The following is a 15,716-nucleotide window of genomic DNA, read 5'->3' as shown; positions in this document are numbered from 1 at the left end:
TTGAGTATCCATTGACCACTCGACTGGTCAAATGGTTAGCACGCATTGGAGAGCAACCATGCAGATGTCAAAAAGCTTTTTATTAATTACAGTTGGCTTAGCCAGCACATCTCTACAGGCGCAACCCCTGACAAGAGACAATGGTGCACCAGTTGGTGACAACCAGAATTCAATCACAGCAGGTGAAAATGGCAGCGTATTACTGCAAGACGTTCACCTGATCCAAAAATTGCAGCGTTTTGCTAGAGAGCGAATTCCTGAGCGTGTTGTGCATGCTCGTGGTACAGGTGCTCACGGTGAGTTTGTTGCATCGGGTGATTTTAGTGACTTAACGGTTTCCGCTCCTTTTACTAACAAAGGAAAGGTAACTCCTGTTTTCGTACGTTTTTCGACCGTTATTCACTCAAAAGGATCACCAGAGACACTTCGCGATCCTCGTGGTTTCGCCACTAAATTTTATACTGAACAGGGTAACTGGGATCTGGTAGGGAACAACCTGCCTGTGTTCTTCATCCGTGATTCGATTAAGTTCCCGGATATGGTGCACTCTCTCAAACCGTCTCCAGTTAACAACGTTCAGGATCCAAACCGATTCTTTGATTTCTTCAGTCATGAGCCGAGTGCGACCAACATGCTGACTTGGGTTTATAGCAACTTAGGCACGCCAGCAAGCTATCGCACGATGGATGGCTTTGGTGTGCACGCTTACAAGTGGATCAATAAGCAAGGCGATGTGAACTACGTGAAGTTCCAATGGAAGAGCCAACAAGGTATTGAAAGCCTTCGTCCTGATGAAGTAACTGCGATGCAGGGTAAGGACTTCAACCATTTAACCAATGATCTGTACAAAGAAATTGGGCGTGGTAACTATCCTAAGTGGGATCTCTACGTGAAAGTGCTGTCACCAGAAGCTCTGAGCAAACTGGATTACAACGGGTTGGATGCAACCAAAGTATGGCTGAATGTACCGGATCAAAAAGTCGGCACTATGACGTTGAATCGCCTACCAGAAAATTTCTTTTTAGACACTGAACAGTCGGCATTTGCGCCTTCGAATCTGATTCCTGGTATCGAACCATCGGAAGACCGTTTGCTACAAGGTCGTTTGTTCGCTTATGCAGATACACAGTTGTACCGTTTGGGTGTGAACTTGTTCCAACTGCCAGTAAACCGTCCGTTAGCATCAGTGAATAACCATAACCAAGATGGATTGAGCAACAACGCGAAGCAAGGCAATGGTGATGTGAACTACGAACCAAGCCGCAAACTGGCACTGGCAGAAGACACGCAATTTAAAGCAGTTGAAACCAAGTTGGTTGGCACTGTTCAACAAAAAGCGATCAGCAATCCTCGTAACTTCTACCAAGCGGGTGTGTTGTTCCGCAGCATGAACAAGCAAGACCAGAGTGATTTGATTGCCAACTTAGCGAGTGACCTGAACAAGGTGATGGATAAAGACGTTAAGGAAACCATGGTGAGCTATTTCTACCGCGCAGACAAAGAGTACGGTACGCGTCTGGCTGAGGCGACAGATACCAATCTCAAGCAAGTGAAAAACAAAGCGATGATGTAAGCAATAAGTTTTGACCTGCGGGAGATTTATCTGCTCTTTTCTGCCCGAAAATCAGGGCTCCCGTGGGTCATTCTCCAATTCTGTTAATGAGGGTGAGTAAATGAAAACCGTGTTTTTGCTCAGTGCCGTTTTGTTCTCTTTGAGCTTTTCGCTGAGCTTATTGGCCGCCGAAGACAAGCTGGAAGAGGAATACCAATCTCTGGTTGAACTGTTCTTCGATGCTGCGCGAATTGGTAATAACGAAGTGGTCGATACATTTGTTTCTCAAGGCTTCCCAATCGACCAACGCAATAACCAAAGTTATACCGCATTGATGGTGGCCGCATATCAAGGACATAGAGAAACCGTTCGCTTGCTGCTCGACTCCGGAGCCAACGCCTGCCTACAAGATAAGCGTGGTAACACTGCATTAATGGGGGCACTCATCAAACGTGAAATAGGCATAGCTAAAGACCTGTATCAAGCGGATTGTTCACCAGAGCTGCGCAATAAAGCTGGGCTAAATTTGAAAGAATTTGCCGAGATCTATGGTCAATCCAATGTGTTGAAATCGCTTCAACACTGATAAATAACAATAAATAGGACCCACAGTATGAATAAAACAACATGGCTTGCTGCACTAACGCTTCTCTCTTCCCCAACTTTTGCCGAGACAGTAAGCGTAGAAATGATTGACCTTGGCTCTGGGCAATCAACTGGTACCGTGATGATCAGCGACAGTGATTACGGCACCGTTTTTACACCGAAACTACAGGGTTTACCCGCTGGTACGCATGGCTTCCATTTACACGCTAACGGCTCGTGTGACAGCATTACCAAAGAAGGTAAAACCATTCTTGGTGGTGCTGCTGGAGGGCATTATGACCCAGAAAAAACAGGCAAGCATGGCTTCCCTTGGACGGACGACAATCATCTTGGCGATTTACCGGCGCTTTACGTGAATGCACATGGAATGGCGGATCAGCCAGTATTGGCACCACGAGTGAAACTTGATGACGTAAAAGGTCGTGCTTTGATGGTTCATGCTGGTGGTGATAACCACTCTGACCATCCGGCGAAACTTGGCGGTGGCGGTGCTCGCATTGTGTGTGGTGTGATTAAGTAATCCCCTTCTTAGACGCCACAAACAAAAAACGGTCCAGATAAGCTGGACCGTTTTCTTTTTAAGCAAAAGCTGATGGGCTTAGATTTAAATCGACATATATTACGCGAAGTTTTCAACGATGATGTCATCCGCCTTGTCGACAAATATCGCACCTTTCTCTTTCATCTCTGCAATTACCGCATCGACGGTATCTGGCAAGACCGCACGGCTAGAAGCTAGGTTCACAATTACTTTGAAGCCTAAGTCGAGTGCTTGAGTGACGGATTTTTTTACACAAAAATCGAGCGCTAAGCCGCCGACAACAACTGTATCGATGTTGTTGAACTTGAGGAACTCATTCGCACCTGTGGTTTTGGTATCAGCCACGTCGTGGAAAAAGATACCGTAAGGATGTGCGTCTGGGTCCATGCCTTTGTTCACTTGGAAATCGTACTCCAGAACAGGAGGTAGGCCGTCCAACAGTTCAACGCCCGTAGTGCCAAGCACACAATGGCGGTTCCACTTAATATCCACGTTAGGTAAGCCTACTGGTTCAAGCATATTCGCTGGCGTTTCTGCGTCCCACGCCGCTTTTGGTGGATGCAAATCGCGGCTGACGAGCTTTAAGCGACCTTTCGCGTGGTTCTTTAGTAGTTCTGGAACGATTTCTAATGCGCCAGTGACTGGCAGTTCGTCAGGGCAAAGTTCGGTGAAACCTTTCTCAGGATCCACGTCGATCACTGCTGTGGTTTGGTAATTAACTCGAACTGTCATGGCAGACTCCTTGTCTGTCTTTATGCTTGCGTTAGCCACGCAAACAGTTTTGGAAAAAGGTTACTTCGTCGCTTGCTAGGGTGTAGACCATCGCTGGTTTGCCGCCTTTACCTTTGTTAGTGGAAGCGACTTTGTTGGTTGGCTTGAGTACACCAGAATCAATCAAGCGTCGTTTGATCGTCATGCGACTGATGTCGATACCGAACTCTTGATAGGCGGCAATGATGTCGGCAACCAGAAACTCTTTATCAAGTGCGAACAATAGGACCGAGGTGTATTCGATAGAGGCGCGCAACTTCTGCCATGCCTTTTCAATCATCTTTTGGTGATCAAAAGCGAGGGTCTCTTCGCCATCAAGGATTGCTTGTAGTGGGAACCACTTTAGATGACATTCTGGAACGCCAGCGTTGTCGATTTGCTCTTTGTTGTTACGGTCAACCAAGGCGTAGTGAGTGATGTTCAGACTCCAATCTTCAGGATCGCGTTTTGGGTCACCATCGACAAAGGCTTCACTAAAGTGACGAGGGTAGGTATGGATTTTTTCGCGGCAGATACGGCGTCGTGCTGCTTCAAAGTTCTCGTCCGCCGGGCGTCCACCTTCGTGGGTCATGTCTTTATCAAACACAAACCCGCCGGGTAGGGCCCATACACCGTGGTACGGACGTTCCGGGTTCGAACGCTTGATCAGCAACACTTCCAACCCCTTATCGGCGCAGCCAGATAGTCTGAATGGAATAATGTCGACGGTTACGATCATGATTTGGTCCTGAGAATAATTTGTAAGTAATCTAGCGCATAACAAGTAGTCAATCAATGGGTAAGTAACCGATTGTTAGAAACGTGTTCATTGTTGTCTAGCGTTCCTCTTTAAGCAAAGGTGTGCTTATCTGCTCAGGTTATCCACAATAACTGTCCGAATTTTGTGCGTAAAAACCTTATAAAAATGAGTGGTTAGTAACAAAAGTTGACAAACCCTAAGTGGGTGTTTATTGTTTACGCAATTAAGTTAGTAACAACAAGTTATATACCCAAGTTTGCCTTGTTGAGAACTTTCCCCCAACTTTGTCGGGAAAACAATAAGATGCGGTTTGTACCGTGCTGAGGGAATTTGGGTATAAACGAAAAAGGGCGTGTAGAAGGGCTCCGAATGACCACCAATTTATTTTCGTCTCGCATCATCCAAAGTGCGTTAGATTTTGACGTATACAAAGTGAACATGATGAGTGCTGTTGCAGCGCTTTATCCCGATGCGATGGTGTCTTATAAATTCATCGTGCGCAGTGAAGAAGACCTATCTGAATTGCTGCCAGAGGTGAAAGCTGAAGTACTTAAACTGCAAGATATCACCTTCTCTGCAGAAGAAATTGAGTACATGAAAGGTGTTGCGCCTTATCTAAGTCCTGAGTTTGTTGATGCACTGCATGCGTTTCGTTTTAACCCTCAACGCGATGTTTCTTTCAATACGAAAACCATGGCTGATGGCACAAGCCAATTACGCATTACCATCAATGGTCTTTGGAAAGAAACCATTCTTTACGAAACCATCATCATGAGTATTGTGTCCGAAGTGCGTAGCCGTGCACGTTGGGCAGAGATCCCAGTCGAGCAGTTCCAATCGGTTTTAGAAGAGAAGGTTCGTCTCCTTAAAGCAGAGCTGAAACGTCGTAATATCACCAACTTTAAGTTTGCTGATATGTCGACTCGTCGTCGTTTCTCGTTCCAAGCTCAGCGATCAATGTTGCAGTATCTGAGCGAAGAGTTGCCTGACAGTCTAACTGGAACCAGTAACTACCATTTGGCGAAAGAGCTCGATCTCACGCCAATCGGTACAGTGGCACACGAATGGTTTATGGGGCACCAAGCGCTCGTGAATGTTCGTGATTCACAAAAGGTAGCACTGCAGCGTTGGCAAAAGATGTTTAATGGCGCGTTAGGCATTGCATTAACGGATACCATTGGTATTGATGCGTTCTTAAAAGACTTTGATGAAGAGCTCAGTAATGCTTATGTGGGAGTGCGTCATGATAGTGGCTGCCCTTACACATGGGGCGAAAAGATGATTATGCATTATCAATCGCTTGGCATCGATCCAATGACGAAAACCTTGGTGTTTACCGATGGTTTGAACTTCGATCAAGCGCTAGATATTTGTGAGCACTTCCAAGGTCGTGTTCAAGTGAGTTTTGGCATTGGTACGTCGCTTGCGAACGATATGGGTGATTACGTGAACGCACAAGGTGTTGCGTACAAACCTTTGTCTATCGTTATTAAAATGGTGTCATGCAATGGCTCACCTGTTGCGAAAATCAGCGATGAGCCAGAGAAAGCGATGTGCGAAGACATCTTCTTTTTGATGAATTTGAAGCGTCGTTTTGAGCAGCCGCTTGATCTCGATGAGTGTCGTGTACTGATCGATCGCCTAGAAAACGAAGGCGATAACTACCTTATTGACGCGTAGTCCGGTAAGAACGGTGTTTATCGGCGGTAAAGTTGAAATACTGAGAAAAGGGTGGTGCAGAATCATCACTCTTTTTGACTGTCGCACACTTCGTTGTACTTGATTTCACACAGTGCGCCACACTTCGTTCGATATGGGAGCCTCTTACTGCCTGTATTCGCTCGTATTCTTTTAACAATAAGCCCTTCTAAGTTGGCACTCTTTAAGTGCTTTTCACGAACCTTCTTCCAATAGTCATCAAAAGCCATACGTCACCTTATTGTTGTCGTTATTTTTATAAATATGACGCCATTCTATGCAACAGAAGTTGTTTTATATTGTCAGAAAAATCCTAAAATTCGTTAAGGAAAAGGCGAATTGTTGTAAAGCTCCCGTTTCTTGATTTTTATCTTCTATGGTTTCGACAAATTAAAATCGGCAAACCGAGAAGGCGATTTGGTTATAGTACAAACAAAGGTCAACTCGGGAATGAGCGATGAATTTGGTTGTGCATTTACAGAAAAAAGCGATTAACAAACACGGTTATGAGTGGGCAACGCGCCAAGCATGGAAGTGCGGAATAAAAGCGAACCTTGTTAAACGTGTAATTGGCATTTTTAAAGGGCAAATCGTCTGTGTAGTTGAAGGATGCCGCGCTGAATTGTCGACACCAATCAATAACCCTTTGCATGATGATGAAAAGCAAGGCCGCTACGTTTTCGTGGGTGGCATCTTCTGGGAGCCAAACAACGTCATTGCTCCAGGTTTTCCTGACTTTATGTTTATGCACTTACGCAGTCTAAGCCATCGTCATAAATATCTGACAGATGATGAGCTGTTTTTGAGTTTAGCTTAGACGGTTTGATAGATATTGATGACCAGTCTTTTTCTCAAATCGTTACTCGGTGCGGTGGCAGTACTCGTCATTGCCATGCTCTCTAAATCAAAAAGCTTCTATATTGCAGGTTTGGTGCCTTTGTTTCCGACCTTCGCATTGATTGCGCACTTTATTGTGGGCAGCGAGCGAGATATGGAGGCACTGCGCCAAACCGCACTGTTCGGTATCTACTCTCTAATACCTTATGCGGCGTATCTGATGTCTGTCTTTTACTTTAGCTACCGCTTGAGCTTGGTGGGTACACTGACAGCCGCGACGCTGGTTTGGGTCATGTTCGCATCGATTTTGCTCGCCTTTTGGACTCGATGGATGGTAGTTGCTTAAAGTTTGCTCAATCTGACTTAGTAGTTGCTGGGCGATTCATAGTCAGCATTGATGTGATCTGGCTCCGATTGACCTTTTCAAGATTACCTCCTGACATTCCGTTTATAAAACGCCGTTTTTTAACCTGCTAATGACCTCGGGCTTGTTTTTACCTGATGTGAATTACAGTTCACGATTTACTATACCGCCAATCAAAGATAACTGTACTGGGAAGTAATCCATGAATATGAAATCTATCGCAATCGCGACGGCAGTGGTTGCTGTACTGGCAGGCTGTAAAGACAAAACGCCACCTGCACCAACTGAAGCAAACATTACGCTTGTTGAAGCGGTAACTGAAACCGTGAAGAACCCACATCAAGTGTGTAAAGATGTCGTAGTGACGCATCAAGTTGCACCTAAAGACAACAACAAGATCCTTGGCACGGTTGGCGGTGCGGCGGCGGGTGCTGCACTAGGTAACCAAATCGGTGGTGGTTCAGGCAAAGTGATTGCAACGGCGGCAGGAACCATCGCCGGTGCAATGGCGGGGCGTGAAATTCAAGACAATGTGCAGAAGGGCGATGTTGTGACTTCAACAGAGAAACAATGTCACACTGAATACACTACTTCAGAAAAAGTAGTAGGTTACGATGTCACTTATGAAATTGCAGGTGCACCAACGACTGTGCGCATGAAGAGCAAACCTGCAGGCAAAACTTTCCCAATTCAAGATGGTAAAGTGGTTCTACCGCAATAATCGCCAACTAGATTGAATACATAAGCCCTTTTGTTCATTGAACTTAAGGGCTTTTTTCGTTTTAGAAGATAGTGGTGAATACTACTTGTCTGCGAAATAGTCGACCAACGTTTTACGCCACTTTCGTGATTCACGGATTTGTAACAGCGCGCGGTTAATCTCTTCCTCATAACGGTTGTTCTCTGTGATGATGAAGCCATAGTTCTGTTTTTCTAGTTGGTACGGCAACACTTCTAAATCCTCAAATTGCCCAGATAGTCTGCTACTGCCAATCATGTATTTGAGCACAACATCATCCGCGACAATCGCCTCGACTTCACCTTTGTCTAAGGCAGTTAAAAGCGCCGTCATGTCTGCATAGTCTTTGTGGCGAATGCCAAAGCTAGTGAGTAACGAGGAAGAGGTGGTGGTCGTTTTGGTACCGACTTCAACATTGGCAAGATCATTGATACCTTTGATTTGTGAATAACCTTGGCTAAGGGTGAGTTTGCTAGCCAAAACAGCAGTAATACTGGCGATAAAAAGCATGCTGAAAACACCAATGAATACCGTCACAATTCGCCCAGTTAAGCTTTTAAATTCAAAGTAGTTAAACGGTCCTCGGGTAATAAACAGCAAGCCAAGAATAAAGCTTTCAACCCAGCGACCGCTTCTGTTTTTCATTGAATATAGCTTTTCGTTTTTCCCTTCTTCTAACGCATAGAAAAATGCTCCGACTAAGCCAGCTACCAATATGATGGCACCAACGATGAGCCACAAAGCCGGGTTCAAAAAGATAGATTGCAAGGTATGCAGATAGCCTTGGTTTTTTACCGCAATCGCGAGATGGGTTTCGTAGAAAGAATGAGAAAAATCAGCGAACAGTTCGCGTTCTGGAGTGATAGAAATACATGAAACACCTATATCTATTTGTTCTGTTTCTATCGCGTTGAGTAGATCGTCTAAAGGTTGGTTTTCAAAACGAAACTCGACGTTCATTTCTTTGGCAATTTGCTCCCATAATTCAATGCTGAGACCGTTCAAATCACTGTCAACAGAACCAATAACAAAAGGAGGACATGGGTAAGTCCCGACCTTAAGCGGAGAAGCGTTAGAGGAACTAGTCAGTAAAGAAAGAAGCAAACATGTTGTAATTACAAGGAATTGAAGTGTGGTTTTCAAACCAATTTGCATGCGCAGACCCTCAAAAAAGTGGCAGCGCTGAATTGAATCAAGAGCGATTTCTTGCACAAAAAAGCCCGAGTGTTGAGAGTTTCCGAGAGGTAATGATGAATTCAATACTGCCTTAATTTTGTTATTTACTGTTTTAACTATAGCAGGCAACGCTTCATTGAATTTCAAGTTCGATGACGTTAACTGCGAGACGAGCGTTGGGAGAGTCTGTAAGCGTATGTAAGCATCGATAGAAGAGGCTGTTTTTTTGTTTAAAATTTGTCTCTTTATTGAATGATGTTTTATTGGAGTAGTGATGAAAAAACAAACACTGACGATGATTATTCTGATTGCGTTGACAGGCTGTGGTATCGAAGGACAAAGCCATTCTTCTACTCCAGCTAATGCACCTAATTTGTTTGTATCACAATGTGGAGATCAACTGTTTCCAGATGAACCTAGTCTGTCCTTTGCAGTTAAGGGGGATGTGGCAGAATTACAAGGGGTCGTTTGTAAAGGGTCACCTGTTGCATTTGAACGTATGATGAAAAAGCACCCAGAGATTAAACTACTTAAGTTTATTAGTATTGATGGCTCTGCTGATGATGATGCAAACCTAGAGCTCGCTTATCAAGTACGTGCAAGCCATTTAGATTCTTACATTGCTGCTGATGGAGAAATAGCCTCTGGTGGTACAGATTTGTTTGTAGCTGGCGTGAATAGAACGATAGAAAGTGGGGCGACGATCGGAGTGCATTCTTGGGGAGCTGGGGATGACGTTGCCACAGACTTTCCTGTTGGTCACGAATATCATCAGCCATACATTGATTACTACAGAAAAATGGGATTACCCGACCCAGAAGGCTTTTACTACTTCACTATAAACGCAGCATCGGCTGACAATATCTACAATATGAATGAGCGAGAAATCACGCTGTACGGGCTAGGTAAGATCACCTCTTCTACAAGTAATTAAGGGCAACGACAATTCGGGTGTTGTGTTGATGTCTGTGCATAGACCGAATTTCAGAAGCGAGCATGAATATCGGATACTAAAATACAAAAGCCGAGCGATGAACGCTCGGCTTTTTAGATACTTACGCTGCAGGGGCTCGGTGATGTTGCTCTTCTGCGAGTTTGGCGGCTTGCGCTTGCTTTTGTTTGCGGCGTTCTCGTTTGGATAGCCAAATCAGAGGCACGACAATCATTACCGTGCCGATTGCCATAAAGATATCTGGCACTTCACCGAACCAAATCAAACCAACGATCACGGCACCAATTAAGCCGCTGTATTCTGCGCTAGCAATTTTGTTGCTATCGATAGAGCGATAAGCCAACACGCAGGTTGCTGCATAAATCATGATGAATAAGCTTGAACCTGCTGCTACAGGGAATGAGCTCCAATCCCATACTTCGCCCTCGATAAACACCAACAAGAGTGATACAGGCATACCGGCTAGATTCGTCATCAAAAGTGTGTGTGGTACGGATTGGTTCTTCGGTAACTTCCGAATTAGCAGGTTGTTGATCGCCAAAGTGACTGCGACTACCAATGCCGATAGCGCCGCCCAATCAATCTGATCAGGACGAATAATCACAAGTACACCTGCAAATCCCATCACTGCTGCCGCAATAGATTGTGCAGAAAGCTTCTCTCCAAAGAAGATGGCTGCCAGTGGCAACATGATTAAAGGTGCGGCATAGAAGATCGCATTCGCGGTCGCGAGTGGCATTGATGAGATGGCAAACACCATAAAAATCGCACCAGTTAACCAAACGTGCGCACGAACCGCATGCCATTTAAAGCCTTCCATTAATGGGGCTTGTTTAGTGAGTAGGTACACGGGTAATAACATCATCACAGCTGACAATTGTCGGTAAAACACAAACTGAAAAACCGGCACCTCATTACCGACGCTTTTGATCAAAGCGTCTGAGAGCACCGCAATTAGGTTACCAACAATTAATAGCAGCATGGCTGCGCCGACAGATGTGACTTTCACGTTATTCCTCTCCTCATTCTTTGCCAAAGAGTAGGTGATGTCATAGGATGAAGTGAAATGATATTTATTAGTTTAAGTATGAGATTTTTAGATAATGAAATTGCCACCTCTTAGAGCGGTTCACTGTTTCGAATCCGTTGCTCGTAATTTGAGCTTTTCCCTTGCAGCAGAGGAGCTCAACGTGACGCAAAGTGCGGTGAGTCATCAGATTCGTATATTAGAAGACTACCTTGGTGAAGCCCTGTTCATTCGTCAGGGGCGTAAGTTATCGCTCTCGGATACTGGCTTTCGTTATCTTGAAGATATCAGTCCTGCTATTAGTGCCATTGCGATGGCGAGTCAAAAAGTGCGTGAAGGCGAAAAGGGCAGTCTACGCTTGGCAATTTACAGCTCGCTGGCGGTGAAATGGTTAATCCCACGATTGGCGGACTTCAAGCGTCAGCATCCGGAAATTGATCTTACGCTCAACATGGTTGCAGGAGATCCAGAACAAACCGACAGCGTTGGTGACTGTTTTATCACAGTGCAGAAGCCTAAGCGTAATTACATGGCTGTGCGTTTATATGATGAGACTTTGTATCCGGTATGTAGCCTCAATATCTGGAAAGAAATTCAAGACCAACCAATGCCGAATGCACTCTGGCACTATCCGATTCTTTCGACTGATTCTATCTATCGTGAGCGCGGTAAAGATTGGTCAGAGTGGTGCAAAGCCGGTGGGTTTGAGTTGCCAAAAGATATTGATATGCAGCACTTCAGTCACATGCTGCTGGCTATCGAAGCTGCTCGCTATGACCAAGGCATTACGTTTGCCAATGACTTTATGTTGAATGAACGGGATAAGGCTCAAGACTTGGTTTATATCCCCTCTCACGGCTTAGAAACTGGGGATAGCTTTTACTTTGTACATAAGAAGAATCGTGCTCGCCAGCCTGAAATCATCAAGTTGACTAACTGGCTTAAACAGCAGTGTTTGTAAGTATTGAATTATGAAAAGTAGAAAAAAAGCGGGTAATTATTTCGTGTTTTATTGATTTTTTATTCACTAATATCGACTTGGTTTTCAAACCTAACGAAATGGATAGCATAATTTGCTTAAGGAAGGGCTGAACATAATCTACATAATTAAACAGGCAGTGAAGTAAAATGTTAAAAAAAACATGGTTAATGACCGCTCTCCTTGCAACATGTTCTGTTGCAAACGCAGCTCCATACATTGGTGCATCAGTAGGTCAAGCATCATTTGGTGATGTTCATGGATCAATCAGTGAGGGAGGACAGAATGCCAGCATGAAGCTTAAACCGGAAGATGATAGTAGTCTTTCGGGTAAGGTATTTGGCGGATACAAGTTCAACGAATACATCTCTCTGGAAGGGGCTATTGGTGGTTATGACGCATTAGACGGTAAGGTTGTGACAGTTGGTGATATGAAGTTTTTATCTATCCAACCAAAAGCGACATTACCAATTGGAGATCGTTTCAACCTTTTTGCTAAAGCGGGCCTTTCTTATTTTAACGCAGAGCTTAAAGTAAGTAATTCTGTTATTAATGGTAGCTCAGGGTACACTACCTTATCTGATAGTACTGTCACTGGTATGTATGGCTTAGGGGCTGAGTTTGCGATTACGAAAAATTTCGCATTACAGGTTGAATGGGAGTACATGAGACCAGAGCTTGAAATTGCAAAAGCTGGAAACGATAAAGCCACCGTTGAGGCCGACATTAGTGTTTTCTCTGTAGGTATGAACTACCGTTTTTAATAGTGCTTATTGTTATCGCCATTAGCGTAATGGTTAGTAATTCTAATTTTAGAAATGCATTAGCTTAGACCTAGCGTAGGAAGTTTTCTGGTTAAACTTCCTACGCTATTTTTATTTATTTTGAATAACGTTTCGGGAAGCCTTGTGGTCGATGTAAATCTTAGATATTTAGAGCTGCTTTTAAAACACTTTGAGCCATATCAACAGTATCGAGTTACGTTGGCTGAGTTGGAAGTTGTGATTTTTACCTCCAGACGCAATGTTTCAATTGTGATGAAAAAACTTGCAATGTACGGTTGGGTTGAGTGGCAGCCTGCGATTGGAAGAGGCAATCAGAATAGCTTAAATATCATTGTTTCACTTCAACAAGCAATCACCGAATTTTTGGTTGAGGAGCTTGGTAAGGGGAAGGTGAGCTCCATAACCAAACTCATTGATTGGTTTGGTCAGACTGCAGTTAGAGCGTTAACCGTAGCATCTGAAAAAGTGAACCAACTAAATGAGTCAAAGAATGCAGTTCTTATCTCTTCATACCCTTGGGTTTCAACCATCGATCCTACTCGCACATATAGACACACTGAATTGCACATCGTTAAGAGTGTTTATGATGTTTTGTTGACGCAAGACTCCGACGGTGTTGTTGAGCCTTCCTTAGCACATGCCTGGAAAATGGAAGGCACGGTGATGACGCTATGGCTGAGACCTGGTATCTATCGTCATGACGGTGAGCTTCTTAATATCCAAGATGTCGTTTGGAGCTTGAATAGGCTTAAGGAAGCCGATGGACCAGTTAAAGAACTTTGGCAATGCATTGACCGTGTGGTTGCGGAGACATCAAGTTGTTTAAAAATACACCTAAAATATCCAAACAAGCTATTTCCTTACATGCTTACCACCCCTCATGCTTCCATATTGTGTCGAGATGTTTCTTTTTTCGAGTCTGGTAAAAGTTATCACATTGGTACAGGAAGGTTTAATATCAGTGCTTGGAATAAGCAAAGTATCACTCTCCAAGTTCATAAAGAATATTTCTCAGTTCGAGCACTTTTGGATCAAATTACATTATCTCATGGTGATTCTAATACATGGAATATGTTGAGTTTTAACCAAACCTCTGATCTTGTTGAAGTTGAGAAGATCAATGCATTTTCATATTTAACTTACCGTAAGCGAGCTGATTCTAAACTTACGCAAAAAGATTGGCATCAACTCGCTGATTATATTGGCATGCAAAAGCGAATTTATGATCCTGATAGCTCTGTTGGTAGCATTTGCTTAGATGTTGAAGAGCATGAACCGATATCAAGCTCTGTAATTACACCGCCGTTGCTACAAGGAAAAGTAGTGCTTGCTGAACCGGTGTGGACAATACCCAGCTTGATTCAACATTCTAGATGGCTACACAAGGTTATTCAAACGACAGGCTTAGAGTTGGAGGTTATTGTTATCGATGATATTAGCTTTCCGGAATCAGTTTCTCACCAAGCTGATTTGCTGCTTATTGAAGAAGTTATAGAAGCGCCGTTTGAATATGGTGTATTTGAGTGGCTTTTGATAGCAACAGGTCTACGTTTTAGTTTTGATGAAAGTCAAATGTGTAGTTTGAGGAGTAAAGTTAATGAGGCTATAGCCAGTGAACAAGTTTTACAATCGCTACTAAACGTAGAAAAAGAGTTGCGCGAGCAATATGTTTGTTTGCCTCTATTTGTTGGCTACGAAGAAGTGACGAAAACGCAACAAGTGCACGGTGTGCAAGTAAAAAATACTGGTTATAGCGACTTACACAGGCTTTGGATTACTCATAGTAGCTAGCTGATAATATTAATAGTTGTTCGGAAATTAGCGAGTCATAGTGTCAATATTCTGCTGATTTAACGTGGCGTGCGTTAACAATTTCAGTCATCAATGGTAGCTTTAAAAAACAAAATCCGAGCGGGGGAGGCTCGGATTTGGTCTTTATCAGGACTAGATTAAATGGTTATACCGTATTAAGGCATCTTGCTCAGGTTGTAAAATGAAGCCAGTTCGCCAGTCGCTTTTTCGCCGTTCATATCCAACTTCATTAGCATGTTTTCACCAACGAAGTACTGGTTTGGACCAGACTCATCAACCAATGTAATGGTGTTGCCTGATTCATTCCAAGTGAACTTACCTTCTGATTTGATTGGGTCGCTTTCTTTGCCTTCATACAGCTCTACTAATGTATAAGTGCCGTCTTCGTTAAGGGTTAGCGTTGTATCGATACCCGCGCAATCTGCACAAGGAAGTTTGCCTTTGTAAATGCCGTTCCAATCCAGCGAATTTTGCGCATTGTGACCAGAATCTACAAAGGTATCTGTCGTGATCATTTGCTCTTCTTCAATCGGTGTTGCATCAACGGTGCTTTCAACTTCTGAGGCCTGAGGAATGTCAACCGCAGTTGTCTCTGCTGGTTTCTCATCCTGACAGCCTGCTAGAATAACGACCGCACCAGTGAGTGCTAATAGTGTCTTTTTCATTTTATTCCTCTCTAAATCAACAAGTTGATATACCAAAGTAATCTCGTTGCATGTATGCTAAGGTCACTTAGGTATACCGTGATAATAATAGACTTGTTTCCTAAACCTGCGTCAGAACAAAGCAAACCATTGAACGACCTCTGTAAGAAAAAATCTTTAACGTCAGTGATTTGCAAATAAAAGGGATAGGAGAAGAAAATGGAAGAATTGGTTACAGTCGTTCTTCGAGCAATTGTTCGTTCTATTATTATCGAAATTTTCCTGTGGAGATTGAGTTATTGCACCGGTTATATCGGGCTGTCGATTATCACTTTAGGCAAGCGTCCGCACAAACCAATGTCGAAAGCGATGCGAATACGCATCAGCTATTTTGGTATTTTTCTGTTGGTTGTGTTCCTTGTGTTTATGTTTTGACTTTCGTAGCGCAATTTTTAAACCGCCACCAGATAAAAAAGGCTCATCATCTGATGAGC

18 protein-coding genes are annotated in these 15,716 nt (G+C 43.7%); 12 read left to right on the top strand and 6 right to left on the bottom strand.

Annotated elements, in window-relative coordinates; genetic code table 11:
* The first annotated feature begins 58 nt into the window (after window positions 1-58).
* From katE1 to sodC, 3 genes are all read left to right on the top strand, one after another.
* Window positions 59-1,573 (top strand): catalase KatE1, encoded by a 1,515-nt coding sequence (gene katE1, locus J4N44_RS25215; protein ID WP_252045384.1) that lies wholly within the window; start codon window positions 59-61, stop codon window positions 1,571-1,573.
* 100 nt (window positions 1,574-1,673) lie between these two features.
* The gene (locus J4N44_RS25210) at window positions 1,674-2,138 is read left to right on the top strand and encodes an ankyrin repeat domain-containing protein (RefSeq protein WP_009697911.1); all 465 of its coding nucleotides are present in this window, start codon (window positions 1,674-1,676) and stop codon (window positions 2,136-2,138) included.
* Window positions 2,139-2,165: 27 nt separating this feature from the next.
* Window positions 2,166-2,678: a superoxide dismutase family protein gene (gene sodC, locus J4N44_RS25205; protein ID WP_017818482.1), complete on the top strand. Its 513-nt coding sequence runs from the start codon at window positions 2,166-2,168 to the stop codon at window positions 2,676-2,678.
* 99 nt (window positions 2,679-2,777) lie between these two features.
* Here the strand turns inward: sodC and J4N44_RS25200 are convergent, their stop codons facing one another.
* Window positions 2,778-3,431 carry a nicotinamidase gene (locus J4N44_RS25200; RefSeq protein ID WP_005452981.1) on the bottom strand — a complete coding sequence of 218 codons (654 nt, stop codon included), beginning with the start codon at window positions 3,429-3,431 and terminating at the stop codon, window positions 2,778-2,780.
* A gap of 31 nt (window positions 3,432-3,462) precedes the next feature.
* Window positions 3,463-4,188: an NUDIX domain-containing protein gene (locus tag J4N44_RS25195; RefSeq protein ID WP_009697909.1), complete on the bottom strand. Its 726-nt coding sequence runs from the start codon at window positions 4,186-4,188 to the stop codon at window positions 3,463-3,465.
* A 390-nt stretch (window positions 4,189-4,578) separates the two neighbouring features.
* On the opposite strand from J4N44_RS25195, the gene pncB reads away from it, so the two are divergent.
* Entirely contained in the window at window positions 4,579-5,889 is a 1,311-nt protein-coding gene (pncB, locus tag J4N44_RS25190; RefSeq protein ID WP_005452976.1) for a nicotinate phosphoribosyltransferase, read from the top strand.
* Between the two features lie 65 nt (window positions 5,890-5,954).
* Here pncB and J4N44_RS28230 read toward each other — a convergent pair whose 3' ends face one another.
* Complete coding sequence (locus tag J4N44_RS28230) at window positions 5,955-6,137, bottom strand: hypothetical protein (RefSeq protein WP_005452974.1); 183 nt, start codon at window positions 6,135-6,137, stop codon at window positions 5,955-5,957.
* Between the two features lie 227 nt (window positions 6,138-6,364).
* Between J4N44_RS28230 and J4N44_RS25185 the strand changes: the two genes are divergently transcribed.
* From J4N44_RS25185 to J4N44_RS25175, 3 genes are all read left to right on the top strand, one after another.
* Window positions 6,365-6,724 carry a hypothetical protein gene (locus J4N44_RS25185; protein ID WP_005452972.1) on the top strand — a complete coding sequence of 120 codons (360 nt, stop codon included), beginning with the start codon at window positions 6,365-6,367 and terminating at the stop codon, window positions 6,722-6,724.
* 18 nt (window positions 6,725-6,742) lie between these two features.
* Window positions 6,743-7,090, top strand: coding sequence for a GlpM family protein (locus J4N44_RS25180; protein ID WP_009699273.1), 348 nt, complete (start codon window positions 6,743-6,745; stop codon window positions 7,088-7,090).
* Between the two features lie 220 nt (window positions 7,091-7,310).
* Window positions 7,311-7,829, top strand: a complete 519-nt coding sequence (locus tag J4N44_RS25175) for a glycine zipper 2TM domain-containing protein (protein ID WP_252045383.1) — start codon at window positions 7,311-7,313, stop codon at window positions 7,827-7,829.
* Between the two features lie 81 nt (window positions 7,830-7,910).
* On the opposite strand, the gene J4N44_RS25170 is transcribed toward J4N44_RS25175, so the two are convergent.
* Window positions 7,911-9,002 (bottom strand): substrate-binding periplasmic protein, encoded by a 1,092-nt coding sequence (locus tag J4N44_RS25170; RefSeq protein ID WP_252045382.1) that lies wholly within the window; start codon window positions 9,000-9,002, stop codon window positions 7,911-7,913.
* Window positions 9,003-9,297: 295 nt separating this feature from the next.
* Between J4N44_RS25170 and J4N44_RS25165 the strand changes: the two genes are divergently transcribed.
* Window positions 9,298-9,957: an alpha/beta hydrolase gene (locus tag J4N44_RS25165; RefSeq protein WP_252045381.1), complete on the top strand. Its 660-nt coding sequence runs from the start codon at window positions 9,298-9,300 to the stop codon at window positions 9,955-9,957.
* A 121-nt stretch (window positions 9,958-10,078) separates the two neighbouring features.
* Here J4N44_RS25165 and J4N44_RS25160 read toward each other — a convergent pair whose 3' ends face one another.
* Entirely contained in the window at window positions 10,079-10,984 is a 906-nt protein-coding gene (locus J4N44_RS25160) for a DMT family transporter (RefSeq protein ID WP_252045380.1), read from the bottom strand.
* 94 nt (window positions 10,985-11,078) lie between these two features.
* On the opposite strand from J4N44_RS25160, the gene J4N44_RS25155 reads away from it, so the two are divergent.
* The 3 genes from J4N44_RS25155 (at window position 11,079) to J4N44_RS25145 (ending at window position 14,557) form a co-directional block, all read left to right on the top strand.
* Window positions 11,079-11,963 (top strand): LysR substrate-binding domain-containing protein, encoded by an 885-nt coding sequence (locus J4N44_RS25155; protein ID WP_005452955.1) that lies wholly within the window; start codon window positions 11,079-11,081, stop codon window positions 11,961-11,963.
* A 167-nt stretch (window positions 11,964-12,130) separates the two neighbouring features.
* The gene (locus J4N44_RS25150) at window positions 12,131-12,745 is read left to right on the top strand and encodes an outer membrane beta-barrel protein (protein ID WP_045486351.1); all 615 of its coding nucleotides are present in this window, start codon (window positions 12,131-12,133) and stop codon (window positions 12,743-12,745) included.
* Window positions 12,746-12,889: 144 nt separating this feature from the next.
* Window positions 12,890-14,557, top strand: coding sequence for an ABC transporter substrate-binding protein (locus J4N44_RS25145; RefSeq protein ID WP_045486354.1), 1,668 nt, complete (start codon window positions 12,890-12,892; stop codon window positions 14,555-14,557).
* A 176-nt stretch (window positions 14,558-14,733) separates the two neighbouring features.
* Here the strand turns inward: J4N44_RS25145 and J4N44_RS25140 are convergent, their stop codons facing one another.
* Window positions 14,734-15,243: a copper resistance protein NlpE gene (locus J4N44_RS25140; RefSeq protein WP_005452949.1), complete on the bottom strand. Its 510-nt coding sequence runs from the start codon at window positions 15,241-15,243 to the stop codon at window positions 14,734-14,736.
* 198 nt (window positions 15,244-15,441) lie between these two features.
* Between J4N44_RS25140 and J4N44_RS25135 the strand changes: the two genes are divergently transcribed.
* The gene (locus J4N44_RS25135) at window positions 15,442-15,657 is read left to right on the top strand and encodes a hypothetical protein (protein ID WP_005452947.1); all 216 of its coding nucleotides are present in this window, start codon (window positions 15,442-15,444) and stop codon (window positions 15,655-15,657) included.
* The last annotated feature ends 59 nt before the right edge of the window (window positions 15,658-15,716 follow it).

The sequence above is a fragment of the Vibrio sp. SCSIO 43155 genome, from assembly GCF_023716605.1.
Taxonomy (GTDB): domain Bacteria; phylum Pseudomonadota; class Gammaproteobacteria; order Enterobacterales; family Vibrionaceae; genus Vibrio; species Vibrio harveyi.
This window is presented reverse-complemented; position numbering and strand designations above follow the sequence as displayed.

What these genes read in the sequence shown, in the direction of transcription:
- J4N44_RS28230 (WP_005452974.1), bottom strand. Translation starts at nt 6,137, where the DNA reads ATGGCTTTTGATGACTATTGGAAGAAGGTTCGTGAAAAGCACTTAAAG.
- J4N44_RS25175 (WP_252045383.1), top strand. Translation starts at nt 7,311, where the DNA reads ATGAATATGAAATCTATCGCAATCGCGACGGCAGTGGTTGCTGTACTG.
- pncB (WP_005452976.1), top strand. Translation starts at nt 4,579, where the DNA reads ATGACCACCAATTTATTTTCGTCTCGCATCATCCAAAGTGCGTTAGAT.
- J4N44_RS25200 (WP_005452981.1), bottom strand. Translation starts at nt 3,431, where the DNA reads ATGACAGTTCGAGTTAATTACCAAACCACAGCAGTGATCGACGTGGAT.
- J4N44_RS25185 (WP_005452972.1), top strand. Translation starts at nt 6,365, where the DNA reads ATGAATTTGGTTGTGCATTTACAGAAAAAAGCGATTAACAAACACGGT.
- J4N44_RS25165 (WP_252045381.1), top strand. Translation starts at nt 9,298, where the DNA reads ATGAAAAAACAAACACTGACGATGATTATTCTGATTGCGTTGACAGGC.
- J4N44_RS25140 (WP_005452949.1), bottom strand. Translation starts at nt 15,243, where the DNA reads ATGAAAAAGACACTATTAGCACTCACTGGTGCGGTCGTTATTCTAGCA.
- katE1 (WP_252045384.1), top strand. Translation starts at nt 59, where the DNA reads ATGCAGATGTCAAAAAGCTTTTTATTAATTACAGTTGGCTTAGCCAGC.
- J4N44_RS25210 (WP_009697911.1), top strand. Translation starts at nt 1,674, where the DNA reads ATGAAAACCGTGTTTTTGCTCAGTGCCGTTTTGTTCTCTTTGAGCTTT.
- J4N44_RS25150 (WP_045486351.1), top strand. Translation starts at nt 12,131, where the DNA reads ATGTTAAAAAAAACATGGTTAATGACCGCTCTCCTTGCAACATGTTCT.
- J4N44_RS25155 (WP_005452955.1), top strand. Translation starts at nt 11,079, where the DNA reads ATGAAATTGCCACCTCTTAGAGCGGTTCACTGTTTCGAATCCGTTGCT.
- J4N44_RS25135 (WP_005452947.1), top strand. Translation starts at nt 15,442, where the DNA reads ATGGAAGAATTGGTTACAGTCGTTCTTCGAGCAATTGTTCGTTCTATT.
- J4N44_RS25170 (WP_252045382.1), bottom strand. Translation starts at nt 9,002, where the DNA reads ATGCAAATTGGTTTGAAAACCACACTTCAATTCCTTGTAATTACAACA.
- J4N44_RS25195 (WP_009697909.1), bottom strand. Translation starts at nt 4,188, where the DNA reads ATGATCGTAACCGTCGACATTATTCCATTCAGACTATCTGGCTGCGCC.
- J4N44_RS25180 (WP_009699273.1), top strand. Translation starts at nt 6,743, where the DNA reads ATGACCAGTCTTTTTCTCAAATCGTTACTCGGTGCGGTGGCAGTACTC.
- sodC (WP_017818482.1), top strand. Translation starts at nt 2,166, where the DNA reads ATGAATAAAACAACATGGCTTGCTGCACTAACGCTTCTCTCTTCCCCA.